Source organism: Cupriavidus sp. 05T42, assembly GCF_056396345.1.
Genome location: NZ_JBFTLH010000001.1, coordinates 306,997 through 328,139 on the forward strand (window position 1 = coordinate 306,997; position 21,143 = coordinate 328,139).

The 21,143-nt window shown below is 66.2% G+C and carries 17 protein-coding genes; 11 read left to right on the forward strand and 6 right to left on the reverse strand.

The features are described 5' to 3' along the window. The first annotated feature begins 28 nt into the window (after nt 1-28). The 5 genes from AC1EJR_RS01315 to AC1EJR_RS01335 all read left to right on the forward strand — a co-directional run bounded on the left by AC1EJR_RS01315 (nt 29) and on the right by AC1EJR_RS01335 (nt 7,479). The gene (locus tag AC1EJR_RS01315; RefSeq protein ID WP_477113160.1) at nt 29-2,629 is read left to right on the forward strand and encodes a type VI secretion system Vgr family protein; all 2,601 of its coding nucleotides are present in this window, start codon (nt 29-31) and stop codon (nt 2,627-2,629) included. Between the two features lie 76 nt (nt 2,630-2,705). After that, the gene (locus AC1EJR_RS01320) at nt 2,706-2,972 is read left to right on the forward strand and encodes a PAAR domain-containing protein (protein WP_092293783.1); all 267 of its coding nucleotides are present in this window, start codon (nt 2,706-2,708) and stop codon (nt 2,970-2,972) included. An 8-nt stretch (nt 2,973-2,980) separates the two neighbouring features. Then, nucleotides 2,981-6,358, forward strand: coding sequence for a DUF6531 domain-containing protein (locus AC1EJR_RS01325; RefSeq protein WP_477110496.1), 3,378 nt, complete (start codon nt 2,981-2,983; stop codon nt 6,356-6,358). Then, entirely contained in the window at nt 6,355-6,990 is a 636-nt protein-coding gene (locus tag AC1EJR_RS01330; protein WP_477105152.1) for a DotU family type IV/VI secretion system protein, read from the forward strand. The genes AC1EJR_RS01325 and AC1EJR_RS01330 overlap by 4 nt, the downstream gene beginning before the upstream one ends. 78 nt (nt 6,991-7,068) lie before the next feature. Next, entirely contained in the window at nt 7,069-7,479 is a 411-nt protein-coding gene (locus AC1EJR_RS01335) for an FKBP-type peptidyl-prolyl cis-trans isomerase (RefSeq protein ID WP_092293777.1), read from the forward strand. 13 nt (nt 7,480-7,492) lie between these two features. Here AC1EJR_RS01335 and AC1EJR_RS01340 read toward each other — a convergent pair whose 3' ends face one another. Next, a complete protein-coding gene (locus AC1EJR_RS01340; RefSeq protein WP_092293775.1) occupies nt 7,493-8,995 on the reverse strand; it encodes a sigma-54 interaction domain-containing protein in 1,503 nt (500 codons plus the stop codon). 257 nt (nt 8,996-9,252) lie between these two features. On the opposite strand from AC1EJR_RS01340, the gene AC1EJR_RS01345 reads away from it, so the two are divergent. The 3 genes from AC1EJR_RS01345 (at nt 9,253) to AC1EJR_RS01355 (ending at nt 11,945) form a co-directional block, all read left to right on the forward strand. Further along, entirely contained in the window at nt 9,253-10,644 is a 1,392-nt protein-coding gene (locus AC1EJR_RS01345) for a GntP family permease (RefSeq protein ID WP_477146830.1), read from the forward strand. Nucleotides 10,645-10,666: 22 nt separating this feature from the next. Further along, nucleotides 10,667-11,443: a 3-hydroxybutyrate dehydrogenase gene (locus AC1EJR_RS01350; RefSeq protein WP_177219906.1), complete on the forward strand. Its 777-nt coding sequence runs from the start codon at nt 10,667-10,669 to the stop codon at nt 11,441-11,443. A 190-nt stretch (nt 11,444-11,633) separates the two neighbouring features. Beyond that, on the forward strand, nt 11,634-11,945 hold the full coding sequence (locus AC1EJR_RS01355) for a hypothetical protein (RefSeq protein ID WP_092293769.1): 312 nt from the start codon (nt 11,634-11,636) through the stop codon (nt 11,943-11,945). 69 nt (nt 11,946-12,014) lie between these two features. On the opposite strand, the gene AC1EJR_RS01360 is transcribed toward AC1EJR_RS01355, so the two are convergent. Then, a complete protein-coding gene (locus tag AC1EJR_RS01360; RefSeq protein WP_477113161.1) occupies nt 12,015-13,064 on the reverse strand; it encodes a phytoene/squalene synthase family protein in 1,050 nt (349 codons plus the stop codon). Nucleotides 13,065-13,345: 281 nt separating this feature from the next. On the opposite strand from AC1EJR_RS01360, the gene AC1EJR_RS01365 reads away from it, so the two are divergent. The 3 genes from AC1EJR_RS01365 (at nt 13,346) to AC1EJR_RS01375 (ending at nt 16,773) form a co-directional block, all read left to right on the forward strand. After that, nucleotides 13,346-13,579, forward strand: coding sequence for a CDP-diacylglycerol pyrophosphatase (locus tag AC1EJR_RS01365; RefSeq protein ID WP_092293765.1), 234 nt, complete (start codon nt 13,346-13,348; stop codon nt 13,577-13,579). Between the two features lie 153 nt (nt 13,580-13,732). Further along, nucleotides 13,733-14,995 (forward strand): MFS transporter, encoded by a 1,263-nt coding sequence (locus AC1EJR_RS01370; RefSeq protein WP_092293763.1) that lies wholly within the window; start codon nt 13,733-13,735, stop codon nt 14,993-14,995. Between the two features lie 236 nt (nt 14,996-15,231). Next, the gene (locus AC1EJR_RS01375) at nt 15,232-16,773 is read left to right on the forward strand and encodes a methyl-accepting chemotaxis protein (protein ID WP_092293761.1); all 1,542 of its coding nucleotides are present in this window, start codon (nt 15,232-15,234) and stop codon (nt 16,771-16,773) included. A 36-nt stretch (nt 16,774-16,809) separates the two neighbouring features. Here the strand turns inward: AC1EJR_RS01375 and cyoD are convergent, their stop codons facing one another. The 4 genes from cyoD to cyoA form a co-directional block, all read right to left on the reverse strand. Beyond that, on the reverse strand, nt 16,810-17,241 hold the full coding sequence (gene cyoD / locus AC1EJR_RS01380) for a cytochrome o ubiquinol oxidase subunit IV (RefSeq protein WP_092293760.1): 432 nt from the start codon (nt 17,239-17,241) through the stop codon (nt 16,810-16,812). Beyond that, nucleotides 17,238-17,897, reverse strand: a complete 660-nt coding sequence (cyoC, locus tag AC1EJR_RS01385; RefSeq protein ID WP_092293758.1) for a cytochrome o ubiquinol oxidase subunit III — start codon at nt 17,895-17,897, stop codon at nt 17,238-17,240. Before cyoC ends, cyoD begins: the two co-directional genes overlap by 4 nt. Continuing rightward, nucleotides 17,890-19,893 carry a cytochrome o ubiquinol oxidase subunit I gene (cyoB, locus tag AC1EJR_RS01390; protein WP_477146831.1) on the reverse strand — a complete coding sequence of 668 codons (2,004 nt, stop codon included), beginning with the start codon at nt 19,891-19,893 and terminating at the stop codon, nt 17,890-17,892. The genes cyoC and cyoB overlap by 8 nt, the downstream gene beginning before the upstream one ends. A 67-nt stretch (nt 19,894-19,960) precedes the next feature. Then, nucleotides 19,961-21,022, reverse strand: coding sequence for a ubiquinol oxidase subunit II (gene cyoA / locus AC1EJR_RS01395; protein ID WP_441591291.1), 1,062 nt, complete (start codon nt 21,020-21,022; stop codon nt 19,961-19,963). Between the last annotated feature and the right edge of the window lie 121 nt (nt 21,023-21,143).

Below are 21,143 nucleotides of genomic sequence, written 5' to 3' on the forward strand. Positions count from 1 at the left end.
ACAGACTGGTGATTGCAATAGGGAAGAAATGGCTACTGAATTCTTGAACGGCGTTGCCTCGCAGAATCGTACCGTGGCGATCCGCAGCGCCGCCATGCCCAAGGTGGCCGGCTTGCCGGCCCTTGAGTTCCTGCAGGTCCATGGCACGGAGCGGCTTGGCCGATTGTTTGAGTACGAGGTGCAGTTGCGCACGCCGGACGACTACCAGCTGCCGCTGGCGGCGAGCGCGAACCTTGACCTGAAGGCGTTGGTCGGCAAGGAGATGACGCTCTCGATCCAGATCGACGGAAGCGGGAAGGCGCCCAGCGAGCAGGTGGGGCGCGGCACGCGCGAGATCAGCGGGCTTGTGGTCTCTGCCGGCTACCTGCACCAGGAGGGGCGGTACAACGTTTATCGCGTGGTGTTGCGGCCCTGGCTGTGGCTGGCCACGCTGACCAACGACTTCAAGATCTACCAGGACAAGACCGTACTCGAGATCATCGACGACGTTCTGGCTGACTATCCCTACCCGGTGGAGAAGCGGCTCGACGTGGGCAAGTACGCGCTGACGAGCGAATCCGAGCGCAACGACCCGCGCAAGTTCCAGGTCCAGTATGGCGAGACGGACTTCAACTTCATCCAGCGGCTGATGGAGGAATGGGGCATCTACTGGTTCTTCGAGCATTCGGACGGCAAACACCGGCTCGTGCTGTGCGACCACATCGGTGCGCACCGCCGCGTGCGCAGCGAGTCTTATCACCAGATCGAATACCACCCGAACGACGACAAGATCGACATCGAACACATCGCGGCGTTCTCCGTGCATGAGGCGCTGCGTACCGGCCGCGTGGAAGTGGACGACTACGACTTCACACGTTCGCGGGCGAGGCTGCTGCAAGCCAATCAGCAGCCTCGCCGCACGACATGGGCCGACCGGGACGTGTTCGAATGGCCGAGTGACTTTACTGACGCGCGTCATGGCGACATGATCAGTCGTGTCCGCATGGAAGAGGCCCGCGCGGAAGGTGTGCGCGCGTTCGGCCATGGGAACGTCCGTGGCGTGGCTTGTGGCGAGACCTTCGTGCTCGCCCGTCATGCGCACCGTGGGGCGAACCGCGAGTATCTCGTGGTGGAATCGACACTGATGCTGACGGAGGTTGCCGACGAATCGGGAGCCGGTTATCAGTACCAATGCCGGAACGAGCTTGAGGTGCAGCCCACCAGCGAGGTGTTCCGCATGCCCCGCACGACGGCCAAGCCCAATACCCACGGTCCGCAATCGGCCATCGTGGTCGGCCCGCCGGGCTCCACGGTCTGGACTGACGAATTCGGCCGCATCAAGGTGCGTTTCCTTTGGGACCGCTACGCGCGCAACGACGAGTCGGACTCATGCTGGGTGCGCGTGGTGCAGGCCTGGGCCGGCGCCAAGTTCGGCAGCATCTATATCCCGCGCGTCGGCCATGAGGTGATTATCAACTTCATGAATGGCGACCCGGATCGGCCGCTGGTCACTGGCAGTCTCTATAACAATGCGACGCAGCCGCCCTGGGACCTGCCCGCCAGCGCCACCAAGAGCGGCTTCAAAAGCCAGACGCCAGGTGGCGGGCCGGACAACTACAACGGCGTCCGGTTCGAGGACAAGGCCGGCATGGAGGAGTTCTACCAGCAGGCCGAGCGCGACATGGTCAGCCTGACGAAGCGGAACGAGACGAAAACCGTCGGTATGGACCTGGCGATGGGCGTGGGTGCCAACTTCAACCTTGGCGTTGGCGCACTGTATGCCACCAACGTGGCGGGCGGATCGGTCCATACCGTCGGCGCTGCCTATTCCATGAGCATCGGTGGCATATCGGCGGTCAACGTGGCCTTGGCATCGACCTATTCGGTGGGCGGCGCCTATCTGGTGAGCATCGGCAAGGCGATGGCCGTCAGTGCCGGTTCGGCCTTGTCGCTGACCTGCGGGGAATCGTCGCTGTCGATGGCCAGCGACGGAACGATCAAGCTCGTGGGCAACAAGATTGTCATCCAGGGCACGCAACTGGACTTGAACCCGGGCGACGGCAAGAAGAAGAGCGGCGGCGGAGGCGGTGGCGGTGGCTTCTTCGCGATCGGCCTGGCCGCACCGTCGGTACCGATTGTGGTGCCCATGCTCGGCCTCGGCTCCCGCGCCAATGCCAAGCAGATACCGGGACCGCCGGGGCCGAGTGGCGCAACGGGGGCGACTGGAGCAACGGGGGGAACTGGCGCAACCGGCGTAACTGGGGCAACCGGCGTAACCGGGGCAACAGGGCCAACAGGGCCAACAGGGCCAACCGGGCCAACCGGGCCAACCGGGCCAACCGGGCCAACCGGGCCAACAGGGCCAACAGGGCCAACAGGGCCAACAGGGCCAACAGGGCCAACAGGGCCAACGGGGTCGACAGGGCCAACGGGGTCGACAGGGCCAACCGGGTCGACAGGGCCAACCGGGTCGACAGGGCCAACCGGGTCGACTGGGCCAACTGGCGCGACTGGACCAACCGGATCGACAGGGCCAACCGGACCGACTGGGCCAACCGGACCGACGCCACCGTCGCCGACGCCCACCCCGCCCCCACCGACGCCGACGCCGCCGATTCCGACGCCGACGCCAACGACGCCAGAGCCATAACGGCGGAAGGCGAGAACCTGCTCGCCCCGGTGACATCCGTCACCGGGCCATCACTCGATTCTGAAAGGAAGCACATATGGGAACGCCAGCTGCGCGATTGGGTGACGCGATCGGCCACGGAGGGTCGATCACGTCGGGATCCGGCAATGTCTTTATCAACGGGGTGCCCGCCGCTATCGCGTGCGGGAGCAGTTGTTCGTGCTCGCTGCACGGAGGCGGATCATTGGCGAAAGGCTCGTCCACGGTATTCATCAATAACATGCCGGCCTCCATGGTCGGCGGCGTGTCCGGCTGCGGCGCGCCAGTCGCGAATGGCTCCCCTAACGTATTCGTCGGGGGTTGAGGGCGGACATGTCGGCCATCAGTGAACTGGGCAGCCTGCTCGACCTGCTCCGGGCGAAGGAACTCGATGCCGTGGCAACGCGTCCTTTTGCCGGGCGATTCCATGGTCACGAAGCGGAGATGGCGGCGCGGTACGGTGTTTGTCGCGCGCTGTCTGGCCTGCTGTGGGGCGAGATCGATGTCCTGTCTGGCGACAAGATCTGCCTCCCGGCGCACGAGACGGATTTCACGCTGCCGGCGCGCCTGCCGCTGCGCTGGTCGCGCTTCTATTCCAGCGCACTGGCCGCGGAAGGGGCGCTGGGCGTCGGCTGGCGCGTGCGTTGGGAGGTGACGCTGCACCGGCAGGGCGATCGACTGATCTACGCCGATGAGCACGGGCGCACGATCGACGTACCCGATCCGCAGCCCGGCACGCGCGTGACAGTGCTGTCCGAACGCCTGCACCTGGCGTGCCTGTCGGACGGCACGATGGTCGTGGCCGATTTCACGCCGTGCTATCGCGTCTTCGAGAAGTTCGACGCGCAAGGCATCGCGCGGCTGAAGTACATCGAGGACTATGCCGGCGAACGCATCGGCTGCATCCGGGATGCCTCGGGACGCTTGGACCGGCTTGGCAGCACGTGCGGTGACGTCTTGCAGATGCACTATGCCGGCGACAGCCGGCGCCTGTCCGCCATCGAGCGTGTAGGGACAGGGCCTGCCGGCATGCTCGTGCACTATCACTACGATGATGACGAACGGCTCGCGCGGGTCGAGGACCGCACGGGTGCCACGACCCGGCGTTACGGCTACCGCGGMGGGCGCATGGTCGAGCAAGCCGGCGCTCTCGGCGGCGTGACACGCTACGTATGGGAGGCCGATGGAGACCGCGCGCGTGTGGTCGAGCGCAGCACCGATGCCGGGGCACGCGAACAGTTCACATACGACACTGCATCGCGCACCTGCGACGTCACCGATGTGTTCGGGCACACGGCGCGCTGGCGCTACGACGCGCGCGGTTGCGTGGTCGGCTTCCGTGACTTCGATCGCCGGCAGTATGCGTTCCAGTACAGCCGCTCGCACTGGCCAGTCGCGCTGGAACTGCCGGGTGAGCGTCGGATCGTGCTCACACTGGACAACCTCTCGCGCGTGGTCAAGGAGACCGATTCCGCCGGCCGATGGCGCCAGACCCACTACACCTTCAGCACGCTCGAGCCGCTGATGGTGAAAGATTCCGCCGGCCAGAACTGGTCGTGGATTCGCGATGACAGCCTCCAGCCGACGCAGCACAATACGCCGGAAGGCAAAGTGGCCACGGTGTACGACGCGCACGGCTGGATCATCCGTCGCACCGGCGCCGACGGTGCAACGGTTCAATTCGAGCGGGACGCCGCCGGTCGGGTGATCCGGCAGACCGATGCGGAGGGCCGTACCTTCGACCTGACCTATGGCGCGGACAACCGAGTCACCGCGCTGTGCGACGCGGCGGGCGGCATCACACGCTTCGAATGCAACGGCCACGGTTGGCCGCTCCAGCTGACGCGCGCCGATGGCAGCGATGAGCGTCATGACTGGAATGCGCTCGGTCAGCGCACCCAGTATGTCGGCGCCGACGGCCAGGGCCGGGCGTGGGAGCGAGATGGGCGCGGTCGTGTCCTGCGCGAGATCAACGAAGAGGGGCACGCAATCGCGCATGCCTACGACGCGCACGGCCGGCGCGTGCGCACCACGAGCGGCAATGGGGCGGTCCAGACGTTCGAATGGGATGCTGTGGGCCGTCCGAGCCGGTCGACCGACGAGAACGGCGTAACGCAGGACTTCACCTACACGGACAGCGGCGCGCTCGCCACGCTGACAGCGAGTGCCGGCGGGCAGGTGCGGCGCGAGGTGTACTCGTACGATCCCCTTGGCCGTCTCGTGGGGCGCGACACCACGCACAGTCGGTATCGGTTCGACTATGCCGCCGATGGTCATCTCCAGGCCGTGTCGCGCACGCCCACCGCTGAGGGCGAGGCGCTGGGGATCGTCGAGACAGCCGTCCGCTACACGCATGACGAGATGGGCAAGCCCTTGTCCGAGGAAGGCCCGCACAGCAAGCTCCGCTTTGGCTACGATGACGCCGGTCGCCTGATTGGGGTGCTGCTGCCCCAACAGCAGACCGTGCAGATCACGCGCGACGACACGGGGATGGTGACGTTGATCGGGATCGACGGCCAGCACGTCGCGGAGTTTGCTTTCGACCCCATGCAGCGCGAAGTGGTTCGCATGCAGGGCGACCTGCTGACCTATACGGGCTACGACGCCATCGGCGCGCCGCTGTGGTGGCGCGCGGTGCTGCACAGCGAGACCGCCGAGCGCGAGATCGTGCCGGAAGATCTTCGGCTCTGGCGCGCGGTCAGTTACGGCGCTGGCGGCAAGGTAGTACAGACCGTCGATCACCGATATGGCACCACCCACCTCGACTATGACCGCAGCGGCAATCTGCTGCGGCGCGTGACCGACGATCTCGGCATTGAACGCTTCAGCTGGGACGGCGCGGGCACGCAGATAGACCCATCGCGGAGCCTGGTGGGTCCGGTGCGGCGTGACAATCACCGGCTGACCGAATTTGCGGGCTGGCGGTATGAGTACGACGCGTGGGGGCAGGTCATAGCGAAGTCAGGCAATCGCGACGCGATGGCACTGGAATGGGACGGCGAAGGCCACCTGATTGCCGTGCGCGTGCGCGACCGGCTCGTGCGCTACCAGTACGACGCGCTGGGCCGTTGCATCGAGCGGACTGTGACGGTCCGGCAGGCGCCGGGCCGCGCGTTGCCAGCCACGCCGCCGCGCATCACGCGCTTCGTCTGGCACGACGACACCTTGCGGCAGATACTCGAGGCAGACCGCGTACGGACCTATCTCTATGTGCCGGCGGGGCAAGGCTCTGGCGGCGACGTGCCCTTGACCTGCATCGACCAGCCGCTCGATGCTGCCGGCCAGCCCGGGGCCATGCGGTTCCTGCATTACCAGACCGACGTCGCCGGCACCGCCGTGGCGTTGACCGACGAGGCGGGCGCGGAGGTCTGGTCTGGCCGCTACACGGCGCTGGGCCGGCTGCTGGCCCAAGATGGCCCGGCAGTCGCCGGCGGGCAGCCGCTGCGGCTCGCGGGCCAGTTCGCCGATGACGAAACCGGGCTGCATTGGCACGGCCGGCGTGTCTATGACCCCGACATCGGCCGCTACCTGAGCCCGGACCGTCGCGGCGGCGATGGCGTCAACCCCTATGCGTACCGGGCACCCACGGCGAAGCCGGCGCCATCGCCGCACGCGCAAGGGCCGGCCATGGCGGACGACTACTGGACCGTGGCGGATACCGCGCGGCGGCACGCCATGATCGCCTCCGGCGCAGAGAAGGACTGGGGATGACCCACTATTGGGGAGGCAATCTCCTGCTCCATCTCGCCCAGCCGCTGTTTCGCATCCTCGATGAACTGTCGCCGGAGCTGAAGTCGATGGCGCGGATGGAATGGCTCAAGCGCGAGTCCCGCAAACAGCTCGTCCACCTGCGGCGGGCGGGCAACGCGGTGAACCTGCCGGTCGACGCCGTGCAGGCGGTGCACTACTGCTTCTGCACCGCGCTGGATCAGGCGGGCAGTCGTGTGCAGGGCGGCGCGTCGGGCAGTTGCCGGGGCGTATGGCTGCAGGACAGCCTGCTGCGCGAGTACTACGGCAGCGCCGATACCGGGCAGCAATGCCGGACGTGGATCCTGCGCTTGCGTGAAGCGCCGGACATGGGCACACACGCACTGGCGGTGATCGCGGCGCTGGTCGCCCGGGGGCTGCGGGACGAGCACGGCGCACCATTGCCAGACACCGCGCCGCGCGTCCGGCCGGCGCTCGTACCGGCAGAGGCGGAGGAGACGATGCCAGCTTCGGTCGCCAACCCGGAGCGGCGCCGCCGCACGATGCCATGGCGAGGAATTGCCGTGGTGCTGGTTGCGCTGGCGCTGTCGCTCTCGCTCGCGTACTTCATCGTCGGGCTGTTCGTGGTCGGATGATGCCTCGGGTACACTGCCGGCTGGCCTCGCGCGCGCTGCCGGCGCCAATTTCCAAACACACTGACACGACAGATTCCCATGAAGACTCTTTCCCTGATTCTTGCCGCCGTCACGCTCGCTGGCGCAGGCGTTGCCCAGGCCGCCGCACCGGCTTCCGAGACGCTGCCGTCCGGCGTGGTGATCCAGCACGTGACCAAGGGCACGGGCGCCTCGCCCAAGGCTTCCGATACCGTCAAGGTGCACTACCGTGGCACGCTGACCGATGGCACGGAGTTCGATAGTTCGTACAAGCGCGGCCAGCCGATCTCGTTCCCGCTGAATCGCGTGATTCCGTGCTGGACCGAGGGCGTGCAGAAGATGCAAGTGGGCGGCAAGGCCAAGCTGACCTGCCCGTCGGCCAGCGCCTACGGTGCACGCGGCGTGCCGGGTACGATCCCGCCGAACGCCACGCTGAACTTCGAAGTGGAACTGCTCGGCATCGGCGGCTGATCAGGTCGCCTGATCAGGTCACCGAAGCCGGCTTCAGCGCCGCGAGCTTCTTGTAGAACGCGGCGCGGCTGATGCCGATCCGCGTGGCGGCGTCGGCCACCCGGCCGCCGCAGGCGTCCAGCGCCTGTTGCAGGAAGGCGGCCTCGAAGCCGGCCATCGCCGCCGCGTAGGTTTGCGGCGGGGGTTCGGGTGCCGTCGGCACAACCGTCGTCACCTTCGCCGGCGCGACGGGGGCTTCCAGGCTCGCTGGTACGCTTGACGGCAGGGTCGCCGGCAAGCGGCGGTCCAGCAGCGGGGCGAGAGTGGTCGCGTCGATCGAATCCTCGTCGCACAGCATCACGACACGCTCCAGCACGTTGTGCAACTCGCGCACGTTGCCGGGCCAGTCATATTCCCCAAGCAGTTGCAACGCGTCCTGGCGCAGCCCGGGCGGGTTGCGATCGGCCTTGATGCACAGTTCCTCGATGATCGCGTTGGCCAGCAACAGCAGGTCGGCCCGCCGCTCGCGCAGTGGCGGCAGTTCGATCGTCAGGACGTTGAGYCGGTAGTAGAGATCGGCGCGGAACTTGCCCGCCGCGACCAGCGCCGGCAGGTCGGCCGACGTGGCCGCGATGATCCGCACATCGGCGCGCACGATGCGGTTGGAGCCGAGCGGCTCGAATTCCTTGTCCTGCAACGCCCGGAGCAGCTTGCTCTGGAGCATCAGCGGCATGTCCCCCACCTCGTCGAGCAGCAGCGTGCCGCCGTCCGCCAGTTCGAACTTGCCGATGCGGCCCTTGCGGTCCACGCCCGTGTAGGCGCCCGGCGCCGCGCCGAAGAACTCGACCTCCAGCAGCGTCTCGGGAATGGCCGCCACGTTCACGGTGACAAGAGGCTGCTCGGCGCGCGTAGAGCCGGCGTGGATACCATGCGCGAGCAACTCCTTGCCAGTGCCCGTCTCGCCAAGCAGCAGCACCGGCGACTCCACGCGCGCCGCGCGCCGGGCCTGGCGCTTGACCTCCTGCGCCGCCGGGCTGGTGCCGATAAAGCTGGCGAAGGTGTACTTCGCGCGGCGGGCCTGGTCGAGCGAGCGGCGCGCTGCGGCCAGCTCGGCCTGTACGCGCGAGTAGTGCGCGAACAGCGGCGTCAGCGACTTCAGTTCGTCGAACAGCGCGAAGCCCACCGCGCCGATCGTGCGCCCATCGTCGTCCTTGATCGGCAGGCGCGTGACGATCATCGTGTCGCTGTCCGTCTCCAGGATGTCGAGCAGGATCGGCTTGCCGGTGGTCACCACCTCGCGCATCAGGCTGTTGGGAATCACCTGCTCGCAGTCGCGGCCGATGGCCTCCTGCGGGTTCGAAAACCCGAAGCGCGCCGCGTAGCGCTTGTTGATCCAGACCACGCGCGCGTGGTCGTCCACGACGAACGTGCCTTCGCTGAAATTCTCGAACGTGCGGAACAGCGAGGCCATGGCGCGACGCGCCACGTAGTCGTAGTCCAGCAGCAGGGCACCGCCCGGCTCCGCTATTTTCTGCATGCTGCCGATCTCGTTGTCTCGATGGGGAGACGGCGAGTGTCTCACAAGCGAGATTTGCATGCGTCGATAGCAGGTTTGAATCCATGAATCGAGACAAAAACGTCAATAAGTGATGCATTCGCCTCGTATGGCGTATGGCACACATCCTGCGAACTCAAGCCGCCCCCGATGCCTGACAAGCCAGGGGCAATCCGCGCGCGACGGCTCTTCCATGGCCGCTCAGCAGCGTCGGTTCAAGAACAAATTCTGGAGACCTCATGTCTTTTGTCGTGGTGATCGCCGCCCTGGCGTTCCTGATGTTTGCCGCCTATCGCGGCTACAGCGTCATCCTGTTTGCACCCCTGGCGGCGCTTGGCGCCGTACTGTTGACCGATCCGTCCGCCGTGGCGCCGGTGTTCACGGGCATCTTCATGGAGAAGATGGTCGGGTTCGTGAAGCTCTATTTCCCGGTGTTCCTGCTCGGCGCGGTGTTCGGCAAGGTGATCGAACTGTCCGGCTTTTCCGAGTCCATCGTCGCCGCGGCCATCCGCTATATCGGGCGCTCGCGGGCCAATGCAGTGATCGTGGCGGTCTGCGCGTTGCTGACCTATGGCGGCGTGTCGCTGTTCGTGGTGGTCTTCGCCGTCTACCCGTTCGCGGCCGAACTCTATCGCCAGAGCAACATCCCCAAGCGGCTGATGCCGGGGGCGATCGCGCTGGGCGCGTTCTCGTTCACGATGGATTCGCTGCCGGGCACGCCGCAGATCCAGAACATCATCCCGTCGAACTTCTTCAACACCACGGCGTGGGCCGCCCCGATCCTCGGCGTGATCGGCTCGCTGTTCATCATCGCGGTGGGCCTGAGCTACCTCGAGTGGCGCCGCCGTTCGGCTGCTGCGCGGGGGGAGGGCTACGGCACCAACCTGCTCAACGAGCCGCAGCGCGTGGAAGGCGGCAAGCTGCCGCCGCCGCTGCTGGCCATCCTGCCGCTGCTCGTGGTGGGTGTGTCGAATTTCTGGCTGACGCGGATGATCCCGCTCTGGTATGGGCCGGCCAACAGCGTGTCGCTGCCGGGCCTGGCCAAGCCGATCGAGACCAAGGTGGCGAGCGTCACGGCCATCTGGGCGGTCGAGGGCGCGCTGCTGCTGGGCATCGTGGTGGTGCTCGTCACCGCGTTCGGCGCCGTGCGGGAGCGTTTTGCCGAAGGCACCAAGGGCGCCGTCGGGGGCGCGCTGCTGGCATCGATKAACACGGCATCGGAGTACGGCTTCGGCGGTGTGATCGCCGCGCTGCCGGGTTTCCTCGTGGTTAGCGATGCGCTGCGCAGCATTCCCAACCCGCTGGTCAACGCGGCCATCTCGGTCAGCACACTGGCCGGTATCACCGGCTCGGCCTCGGGCGGCATGAGCATCGCGCTGGCTGCAATGTCCGACGCCTTCATCCATGGTGCGCAGGCCGCCCAGATTCCGCTGGAAGTGCTGCACCGCGTGGTGTCGATGGCCAGCGGCGGCATGGACACGCTGCCGCACAACGGCGCCGTGATCACGCTGCTGGCGGTTACGGGCCTCACGCACCGCGAGTCGTACCGCGATATCTTCGCCATCACCGTGATCAAGACGCTGGCGGTGTTCTTCGTCATCGCGGTGTACTACATGACCGGCCTGGTCTGAGCGAGGCGCGATCATGAACAATCTGACCCATTTGCAAGGCAAGACCGCCCTGGTGACCGGCTCGACGAGCGGCATCGGGCTGGGCATTGCACAGGCGCTGGCCGAGGCTGGCGCCAATATCGTCCTGAACGGTTTCGGCGATGTGGACGCCGCGCTGGCTAGCCTCGCGGCAACCGGCGTGCAGGCCATCCACCATCCGGCCGACATGCGCAAGCCCGACGAGATCGCGGCGATGGTGGCCGCGGCGGAGGCGCGCTTTGGCGGCGTGGATGTGCTGGTGAACAACGCTGGCATCCAGCACGTGGCACCAGTGGAGGCGTTCCCGGCGGAGAAGTGGGACGACATCCTCGCCATCAACCTGACCTCCAGCTTCCATACGATCCGCCACGCGCTGCCCGGCATGCGTGCACGGAACTGGGGTCGCATCGTCAATATCGCGTCCGTGCACGGGCTGGTGGGCTCGGCGGGCAAGTCGGCCTACGTGGCGGCCAAGCACGGGCTGGTGGGCCTGACCAAGGTCACCGCGCTCGAGACGGCCGGTACCGGCGTCACGTGCAATGCGATCTGCCCGGGCTTCGTGCTGACGCCGCTGGTGGCGCAGCAGATCGCGGACATCGCGGCGCGGGATGGCATCTCGGCCGAGGCGGCGCAGGCCCGGCTGCTGGCGGACAAGCAGCCGTCCGGGCAGTTCGTCACGCCGCGCCAGTTGGGCGGGATCGTGACGATGCTGTGCTCGCCGCTGGGCGACGAAGTGCGTGGCGCCGCCTGGGCGGCGGACGGCGGCTGGACTGCCCAATAAGGGGGCAAAAAGCGGTCAAAAAGCGGGCGGCGGTGGCCGTGAGGGCGCTCGCGCCCTTGCTGCGCCGCGCCAGTGCTTTACAACAATTCACGTGCGAATGCCATGGCGCTTTGGCGCCCATCGGGATAGGCTTAACCTTGGCACGTGCGTCCTGGACGCGCGATCTTCCACATTCCGTCAGGAGGCATCGATGAAGTCGATCACCATGGTATTGGCCATTGCAACGTTGGTTCCGGGCGTCGTGCTCGCGGCAGGTCCGGCGAATCCCGCCGATCGCTACGACTACAATATGCGCACCACGAACAAGGACGGCTATGTGCCGGATCCGGCTCGTGCCACCAACAAGGATGGCTACGTACCTGATACCGCGCGCGCTGGCGACAAGTTCGATCCGTACACCCAGGGTGCCAAGAGCACGGGGTCGGCGCTGACCGACACCAAGAGCACCACGAAGAAGTCCACCAAGGCGCCCAAGAAGGCGCCGGCCGAAGCCGCGAAGTAACGGCTTGCACGTCAGATGAAAACGGCCCGCCGAGTGCGGGCCGTTTGTTTTTTGGCGGGACGTCGACCCTCAGGCCAGACGAGCCTCGATGCGCGAGACCAGCCCTTCCATCCAGCCCCGCAGCGCAGTATCGATCATCACGCACGGAAGACTGCCCGCCAGCACCTGGTAGACCTTGCCGCGCGGGACTTTGGAGACGCGCGCCGGATCGAGCCAGGCGTCGTTGTCCACCAGCAACAGCAGCGTTTCCAGCCCGATCAGGATCGGCCAGATGCAGGCCAGCCGCAGCCGCACGGCCGTGCGCGGGATAGCCAGCGTGTAGGCGATGGCTTCGCGGAAATGGTCGAGCGCTACGCGCACGCCCTCCGCCAGCATCGGCCGGGCACGGCGGCTGTTGGCCGGGTCCAGCAGATCCGCCGACGACAGCCCGTGCCGGTCCAGCAACTCAGTCGGCAGGTAGCAGCGCCCGATGCGCAGGTCCTTGCCGCAGTCGCGCAGCACGTTGACCATCTGCAGCGCCTTGCCGAAGCGCACGCCCCGGCGCAGCATCAGTTCGGCCGGCGCCTGCAGCGTGCCCGGCTGATGCCGGTCGGTCATCGTGGTCCAGAACTCGCCCACGCAGCCGGCCACCAGATAGGTATACCGGTCGAGATCGGCCATGGTGGCCAGTGCCGCGACCTGCGTGGAGCCTTCGTCCGGGAAGGTGCGCAGGTCGAATTCCATGCCTTCGGTCAGCGTGGTCACGATGCCGCGCACGGCGGTGCGGTCGGCCTCGGGCAACTGGTCGAGCACGTCCAGCGCCGGGCCGATCGACTCCAGCAGCACCTTTTCGTCCGACAGGCTTTGCTGGCTGGCGACCTCGGCGGCCAGCCGGCGGACCAGTTCGCCCCCGTCATCGGCACCGTTCACGCGGGCGCGCAGCCCCAGCAGCAGGTCCAGCCGCTGCGGCGGGGGAATCAGCGCGGTATCGGCGATGGTGTCCGCCGCGCGGGCCAGCAGGTAGGCGAGCCCCACGGGGTCGCGCATGCCGGCGGGCAGGATGCGCAGCGTCAGGTAGAACGAGCGGGACACCCCCTTCAGCAGCGGGCCGAGCAGGAAAACCCGGTCAGGAATTGGCATAAAACGGCATAAAGCGGTGGAGGCGGGATGAGCGGGCCGAACGGGCCCGGATGCGGCGCAGGCGCATTGTAGCCGCCCGGGCCACACCAGGATGGCGTCGGCGTGGCGCGCGCACCACGTCAACACGGCGCCACACCACCCGCAAAGCCAGCGCCGGCGCGGCAGTCCCCACCAATGGGGCGTGCACCATACATGTGCGCGTGGCTGTCATCACGTGGTCATGGCAATGTCACGCCGATCCGCGCATAATTTTCGGCATCTGGGCTCTAGGAACTGCGTTGATGCAAGTCACGATTCGAACCACGACGATTCCCGGATCGCCCGACAGGGCGGCGGTGCACCGGGCGGCCGTCTACCCTAACACCGAGGAAGACGCCTCGCCGCTGATGGTCAGCGCCTGGACACAACGTGAGCCGGAAGCCTTTCTGGCCGCGCAACGCTGGGCGATCAGCCAGGCGTACCATATCTCCAATCCGCGCACGGGAACGTTCTACGGCGGCCGCTCGGCCCGCTGATGTCCAGGGCGCCGAGGCCTTAGGCTGCTCTCCAGGTTTCGCCAGGCGGAATGGCGTGCCGTAGTTCGCACGATTTATTGCATTCCTGCGAATACCGAGCGAACCGCGCGCGTAAAATGGCCGGCTGCCCCCCGACAGCCACGAGTCATCGCGTTGCATCGCCCTCATATTTCGACTTTCCCCGAGGAAAGCCCCAGCACGACCCCCGACGCCACGACCCGGCGCGGCATCACGTTTCTCACGTTCGCCTTCATCCTGAGCCAGTTCTATCGCAGCTGCCTCGCGGTGATCGCGCCTGAACTCCAGCACGACTTCCAACTGTCGCCCGCGGGCTACGGGGCCCTGTCGTCGTGCTTTTTCCTGGCTTTCGCGGTGGCGCAGATTCCGGTCGGGCTGGCGTTCGACCGTTTCGGCGTGGGCCGCCCCACGGCGTGGCTGCTCGGCGTGGGCGCGTTGTCCGGCGTCGCGTTCGCGGCGGCGCCCAACGCCACGGTCGCCATGCTCGCCCAGATGGGCCTCGGTCTGGCCTGCGCGCCGGTCTTCATGGGGTTGCTCCACTACGCGTCCGAGCAACTCTCGGAAAAACAGTACATGCGCGTGGTCAGCCGATCCAACGCGCTGGGGATGGTTGGCGCGTTGTGCGCCACGGCCCCGCTGGGCTGGGCCTCGCAGCATGTGGGCTGGCGGCCGGCGATGGGGCTCTCGGCCATTTGCATGGCGGCCGTCTGCTACGGCGTCTGGCGCGTGGTGCGCGACGAAGGCCACGCCGAGGCACGCAATGTGCCGATGGGCGCGATGCTGACCGATAGCGCGCGGCTGCTCGGCATGGGCTCGCTGTGGCTGCTGATTCCGATGTGCGTGGCGATGGCCGCCGGYACGGCGTTCCGGAATGCCTGGAGCGGGCCGTATCTGGCCGATGTCTACCATCTCAACGCGGGCACGCGCGGCGTGGCGCTGACGCTGTTGAGCCTGGCGGGCTTCCTGACCGCCTTCCTGCTGCCGGTGCTGGTGCGCGGCACGTCCCTGAAGGCGACCATCTTCGGCTGGGGCGCCCTGTCGATGGTGGGCGGGCTGCTGCTGTGGGCCTGGCCGGACAGCGGGATCGTGTCCGGCGTGGGCCTGATGGCGCTGGTGTCGACCATCGGCATGTTGCATCCGCTGGTCATGGCCCAGGGCCGCGCGCTGATTCCGGCGCCGTCGCGCGGGCGCGGGCTGGGCGTGCTCAATACCTTTGTCTTCCTTGGTTCCGCGCTGACCTCTTGGGGCTTCGGGCTGATCGCCAATGTCGGCCACACGCGCCAATGGGCGGAAGGCGATACCTACGGCGCGATTTTTCTCACGGCGGCCGTACTGGTAGCGCTGGCGCTGGTGCCGTACGCCTTCAGCCGGACCTCGGTCGCGGCCCAGCCGCGCTAGAACCCGACAGGACCGCGCTGCGTTCCGCGATGTGGGATGTCCTCTGCCCACGGGCGGGCAACGTCCGCAATGCGCGTTTTCCCTGAGAAATTTCTCAAGCTTCTGCTACCCGATGCCGTTAAGCCATCCAATGTCCGGTCGTGCGTTCATTCGCGCGACGGGGCACCGGAGAGAGAGCGGCCGGGCGCCATGCGGGCGCGCACGGTCACCCACCAGTGTGCAATCAGGTAGAAGAAATGAAGAATCTTGGTATTGGTGTTCGCCTTGGCATTGGCTTTGGCGTGGTCTTGATGCTATCCACCCTCATGACCGTGGTGGGCGTGCTGCGCCTCCAGGAAGTGGCCGGCCGCACGCACGAAATGATGCAGCAGCCGCTGGCCAAGGAACGGCTGGTCAGTGACTGGTACCGGCTGATGTACGCGAGCGTGCGCCGCACGACCGCCGTGGCGCGTAGCGCCGACCCCTCGCTCGGCACCTTCTTCGCGGCCGAGACCAAGTATTCGGTCGAGGCGATCGCCAAGCTGCGCGAGAAGCTCGACCCGGTCATGACGTCCGAGGCCGAGAAGGCGGCGTTCCAGCGCATTCTTGTTGTGCGCAACCCGTACAACGACTCGCGCGACAAGATCACCAAGCTCAAGAAGGACGGGCAGACCGACGAGGCGAACAAGGTCCTCGAGACCGAATTCGTGCCGGCCGGCGATGCCTACCTGGGTGAGATTCAGAAGTTGCTGGACATCCAGCGCGCGGCCATCGACAGCACGGCCGAGGAAATCAACGGCATCTACCGCAGCGCGCGTAACGGCCTGATCACGCTGGGCGTGGTGGCGCTGGGTATTGGCGTGGCGTTTGCGTGGTGGCTGACCATCGGCATCACGCGCCCGCTGCACCGTGCGGTGGGCTTTGCGCGCACCGTGGCGGCGGGCGACCTGACCAGCCAGATCGAGGTGGATAGCCACGACGAGACCGGCCAGCTGCTCGAAGCGCTGCGCGAGATGAACGACAACATCCTCGGCATCGTCACCGAAGTGCGCTACGGCACCGAGGCGATTGCCACGGGCACGAGCCAGATCGCGGCCGGCAACACGGACCTCTCGCAGCGTACCGAAGAGCAGGCGTCGTCGCTGCAGGAAACGGCCTCCAGCATGGAGGAGCTGACCAGCATCGTCCGCCAGAACGCCGACAGCGCCAAGCAGGCCAGCGCGCTGGCCGTGAATGCGTCGGAAGTGGCGACGCAGGGTGGCGACGTGGTGGGGCAGGTGGTCCACACGATGGACGAGATCAACGTGTCCTCGCGCAAGGTGGTGGACATCATCTCGGTCATCGAGGGCATCGCCTTCCAGACCAACATCCTGGCGCTGAACGCGGCCGTGGAAGCGGCCCGTGCCGGCGAGCAGGGCCGCGGCTTCGCGGTGGTGGCGGGCGAGGTGCGCAGCCTGGCGCAGCGTTCGGCCACGGCGGCCAAGGAAATCAAGTCGCTGATCGGGGATTCGGCGGATCGTGTGGAGCGCGGCTCGCAACTGGTGGCGCGCGCCGGCGAGACCATGGAGCAGATCGTCAGCGCCGTGAAGCGCGTGACGGACATCATGGGGGAAATCAGCGCGGCCTCGGCCGAGCAGAGCGCCGGTATCGAGCAGGTGAACCTCGCGGTCACGCAGATGGACACCGTGACGCAGCAGAACGCGGCGCTGGTGGAGCAGGCCGCTGCGGCGGCGGGCTCGCTCGAAGAGCAGGCCCAGCGCCTGAAGGAAGCCGTGTCTACCTTCCGCCTGGCCGCCTAAGTGGACACCTGAGCGGCAGCAGGAGTATCAGAAGTATCAAGGGGCCTTGGGCGGCGTGATGCCGCCCGGGCCCGGCAGCTTCTCCGAATGCTGCATCGACGGCATCATGTTGCTGTTCAGGTGGAACATCACCCAGAGCGAGCCGGTGAGCGTGATGACCACGAGCACCAGCGTGAAGATCAGGGACAGCATGTTCCAGCCGCCTTCCGAGTGCGCGTTCATGTGCAGGAAGAAAATCATGTGGACGACGATCTGCACTGCGCCGAGCAGCAGGATCACCACGGCCGTGGTCGAAGTCTTGTCGAACACATCGCCCATCACCAGCCAGAACGGAATCGCGGTCAGGAAGACCGACAGCACGAAGCCGGTCAGGTAGCCGCCCAGCGTGGCGTGCGGCCCGATCTCTTCTTCGTGACCATGACCATGCGCGTCCGCGTGGTCGCCGAGGGTGTTGTCGTGCACGCTCATTGCAGCGTTCCCATCAGGTAGACGAAGGTAAAGACGCCGATCCACACGACGTCCAGAAAGTGCCAGAACATCGACAGGCACATCAGCCGACGCTTGTTGGCGGTGATCAGCCCGTGCCGGCTGACCTGGAACATCAGCACGACCAGCCAGATGATGCCGAACGTCACGTGCAGCCCGTGCGTGCCGACCAGTGCGAAGAACGACGTCAGGAAAGCGCTGCGCTGCGGCCCCGCGCCTTCGTGGATCAGGTGCGCGAACTCGTACAGCTCCACGAACAGGAAGGCCAGGCCGAATACGCCCGTGATGGCCAGCCAGATCAGCGTGCCGGCCTTGCGCCGCACCTGCATCTGCAGCATGGCGAAGCCGTAGGTGATCGACGACAGCAGCAGGAAGGTGGTGTTCAGGGCCACCAGCGGCAGCTCGAACAGCTCCGCCCCGGTGGGGCCGCCCGCGTATTCCCGCCCGAGCACGCCGTAGCAGGCGAACAGGCACGCGAAGACCAGGCAGTCGCTCATCAGGTAGAGCCAGAACCCGAGCAGCGTGCCGTTCTCCGCGTGGACCTCTTCCTTGACGTAGAACTGGTAGTTGTGGTCGAGCGGCGCGGCCGGGTGGGTGCCCGGGCCGCCGTGCGAGAGGGGCATCGTCGATTCAACCATGGGTCGCGAGCAGTTGGGTGCGCGTCGCTTCGGTCCGGACCACGTCATCGGCCGGAATGTAGTAATCGCGCTTGTAGTTGAAGGTATGGACGATKGCGGAGATGATCGTCGCCGCGAAGGACACCACCACGAGCCACCAGATGTGCCAGATCAGGGCGAAGCCGCACAGGGTGCTCAGGCCCGCCAGCACGATCCCGGCGGCGGTGTTCTTCGGCATGTGAATGGGGATGAAGCCCTGGTCGGGGCGCTGGTAGCCCAGTTGCTTCATCTGCCACCAGGCGTCGGCGTCGTGGACCATCGGCGTGAACGCGAAGTTGTACTGCGGCGGCGGCGACGAAGTGGACCATTCGAGCGTGCGGCCGTTCCACGGGTCGCCCGTGGTGTCGCGCAGCTGCTCGCGGCGCATGAAGCTGACCACCAGCTGGATGATGAAGCAGCCGATGCCGAGCGCGATCAGCAGCGCACCCAGCGCGGCGATCTGGAACCACGGCTGCAGCGACGGATCGTCGAAATGGTTCATGCGGCGCGTCACGCCGAGGAAGCCCAGCCAGTACAGCGGCATGAACGCCACGTAGAACCCGACCAGCCAGAACCAGAACGAGCACTTGCCCCAGAACGGGTCGAGCTTGTAGCCGAAGGCCTTCGGGAACCAGTAGGTGATGCCGGCCATCAGCCCGAACAGCACGCCGCCGATGATCACGTTGTGGAAGTGGGCAATCAGGAACAGGCTGTTGTGGAGCAGGAAGTCAGCGGGCGGCACCGCCAGCAGCACGCCGGTCATGCCGCCGATCACGAAGGTGACCATGAAGCCGACGGTCCACAGCATCGGCACCTCGAACTTGATGCGCCCGTGGTACATCGTGAACAGCCAGTTGAAGATCTTGGCGCCGGTTGGGATCGAGATGATCATCGTCGTGATCCCGAAGAACGAATTGACGCTGGCGCCCGATCCCATCGTGAAGAAGTGGTGCAGCCACACCAGGTAGGAGAGCACCGTGATCACCACCGTGGCGTACACCATCGACGCATAGCCGAACAGCCGCTTGCGCGCGAAGGTGGCTACCACCTCGGAATACACGCCGAACACGGGCAGGACCAGGATGTAGACCTCGGGGTGGCCCCAGATCCAGATCAGGTTCACGTACATCATGGCGCTGCCGCCCTGGTCCGCCGTGAAGAAGTTCGTGCCGACGTAGCGGTCCAGCGCCAGCATGGTGATGGCGGCGGTCAGCACGGGGAACGCGGCGATGATCAGCACGTTGGTGCACAGCGAGGTCCAGGTGAAGATCGGCATGCGCATCAGCGTCATGCCCGGCGCGCGCATCTTGACGATGGTGACGAGCAGGTTGATCCCCGATAACAATGTGCCGACCCCGGCCACCTCCAGGGACCATATGTAGTAGTCCACGCCCACGTCCGGACTGTGCAGGATGCCGGACAGCGGTGGATAGGCCAACCAGCCGGTGCGCGCGAACTCGCCCACGAACAGCGACATCATCACCAGTATCGCGCCGCCCACGGTCATCCAGAAGCTGAAGTTGTTCAGGAACGGGAACGCCACGTCGCGCGCGCCGATCTGCAKCGGCACGACGAAGTTCATCAGCCCGGTGACCAGTGGCATCGCCACGAAGAAGATCATGATCACGCCGTGCGCGGTGAAGATCTGGTCGTAGTGGTGCGGGGGCAGGTAGCCGAGGTTGTCGCCGAATGCGACGGCCTGCTGGATGCGCATCATGATCGCGTCGGCAAAGCCGCGCAGCAGCATCACGATGCCCAGGATCACGTACATGATGCCGATCTTCTTGTGGTCGATGCTGGTGAACCACTCGCGCCACAGGTAGCCCCAGACCCGGTAGTAGGTCAGCGCGCCGACGAGGGCGAGGCCCCCGAGCGCCACCACGGCGAACGTCGCCAGCAGGATCGGTTCATGGAGCGGAATGGCCTCCCAGGAGAGGCGGCCAAAGATCGGCGAAGCGAGATCGGAACGCTCGGGCATGTTGTGTCACCTGGGCCAGCAGGCCGCTKAGTATTGGCGAAAGATTACGAGTCCGGCGGCGCTTCGTCTACCGCAGCAAGCGCCTGCCGTCGTTCAGCGCGGGTTCCGAGGCGAACATGGACGCCTCGCCCGCCGCGCCGCCAGCCGTATTGCCGGCCGTGCAGACATAGGTGGACGGGTCGAACTTGCCGCGGCTGCGGTCCAGCGCCATCGTGTCCGCCATGCAGGTTCCCCCTAGCACGCAGCGGTTCAGGATCTGCTTGTACAAATCGGGCTCGACGCTGGCATAGCGCTGCACCGGCACGCGCTCGCTCGGCTCGGCCAGCTTCGCGTAGGCATCTTTGGAGAGCGCGGTGCCGCCCGATTTCACCTGCTGCACCCATTTGTCGAAATCGCCGTCTGACAGCCCGTGGAACTTGAAGCGCATGTGCGAGAACCCTTCGCCGCTGTAGTTGCCCGAGAGTCCATCATAGACGCCGGCCTTGTTGATGACGGCGTGCAGCTTGGTCTCCATGCCGGGCATCGCATAGACCATGCCCGCCAGCGAGGGCACGAAGAACGTGTTCATCACCGAGGTGGCCGTGATCTTGAACGCGATGGGCCGGTCCACCGGCGCGGCCATCTCGTTGACCGTGGCGATGCCCTGCTCGGGGTAGAGGAACAGCCATTTCCAGTCCATCGCCACCACTTCCACGACCAGCGGCTTGGTGTCAGGCGTGACGGCGCGTTTGCCGTCGATGAAGGTGAGGGGGCGGTAGGGATCGAGCTGGTGGGTACTCACCCAGGTCACGGCGCCCAGCGCGATGATGATCAGCAGCGGCGCGGCCCAGATGGCCAGCTCCAGCACGGTGGAGTGGTCCCAGTCAGGGTTGTAGTGGGGATTGTTGGCGTTCTCCCGGTACCGCCAGGCGAACAGCAGCGTCAGGATGATCACCGGAACGATGATCAGCAGCATCAGCAGGGTGGCGATGATGATGAGGTCGCGCTGGCGCACGGCCAACTCGCCAGATGGCGAAAAAAGCACTGCGTTGCAACCGGCGAGCGCGGCCAGCAGGCCGAACGCACCAACACGCAAAAGCAGTCTTCCCGTCACTTTGAGCGGCCGAGCCGCAGAATCGAAGGGTCGCATGGTTGCGGAAGTGGCGTTTGAGGAACGTCGAGCGCCGCTCGACGCAATCATCTTTTCGATTTCCTATGGCAGTTTAGGCGCTATTCTTGTCAGTGGATGACTTTGAGTGCAGTTTGACATG

Excerpts from the sequence above, each read along its gene's own strand:
- AC1EJR_RS01360 (WP_477113161.1), bottom strand. The coding sequence starts at position 13,064 with ATGCCAATTCCTGACCGGGTTTTCCTGCTCGGCCCGCTGCTGAAGGGG.
- AC1EJR_RS01330 (WP_477105152.1), top strand. The coding sequence starts at position 6,355 with ATGACCCACTATTGGGGAGGCAATCTCCTGCTCCATCTCGCCCAGCCG.
- AC1EJR_RS01320 (WP_092293783.1), top strand. The coding sequence starts at position 2,706 with ATGGGAACGCCAGCTGCGCGATTGGGTGACGCGATCGGCCACGGAGGG.
- cyoD (WP_092293760.1), bottom strand. The coding sequence starts at position 17,241 with ATGAGCGTGCACGACAACACCCTCGGCGACCACGCGGACGCGCATGGT.
- AC1EJR_RS01375 (WP_092293761.1), top strand. The coding sequence starts at position 15,232 with ATGAAGAATCTTGGTATTGGTGTTCGCCTTGGCATTGGCTTTGGCGTG.
- cyoC (WP_092293758.1), bottom strand. The coding sequence starts at position 17,897 with ATGGTTGAATCGACGATGCCCCTCTCGCACGGCGGCCCGGGCACCCAC.
- AC1EJR_RS01315 (WP_477113160.1), top strand. The coding sequence starts at position 29 with ATGGCTACTGAATTCTTGAACGGCGTTGCCTCGCAGAATCGTACCGTG.
- AC1EJR_RS01335 (WP_092293777.1), top strand. The coding sequence starts at position 7,069 with ATGAAGACTCTTTCCCTGATTCTTGCCGCCGTCACGCTCGCTGGCGCA.
- AC1EJR_RS01355 (WP_092293769.1), top strand. The coding sequence starts at position 11,634 with ATGAAGTCGATCACCATGGTATTGGCCATTGCAACGTTGGTTCCGGGC.
- cyoA (WP_441591291.1), bottom strand. The coding sequence starts at position 21,022 with ATGCGACCCTTCGATTCTGCGGCTCGGCCGCTCAAAGTGACGGGAAGA.
- AC1EJR_RS01365 (WP_092293765.1), top strand. The coding sequence starts at position 13,346 with ATGCAAGTCACGATTCGAACCACGACGATTCCCGGATCGCCCGACAGG.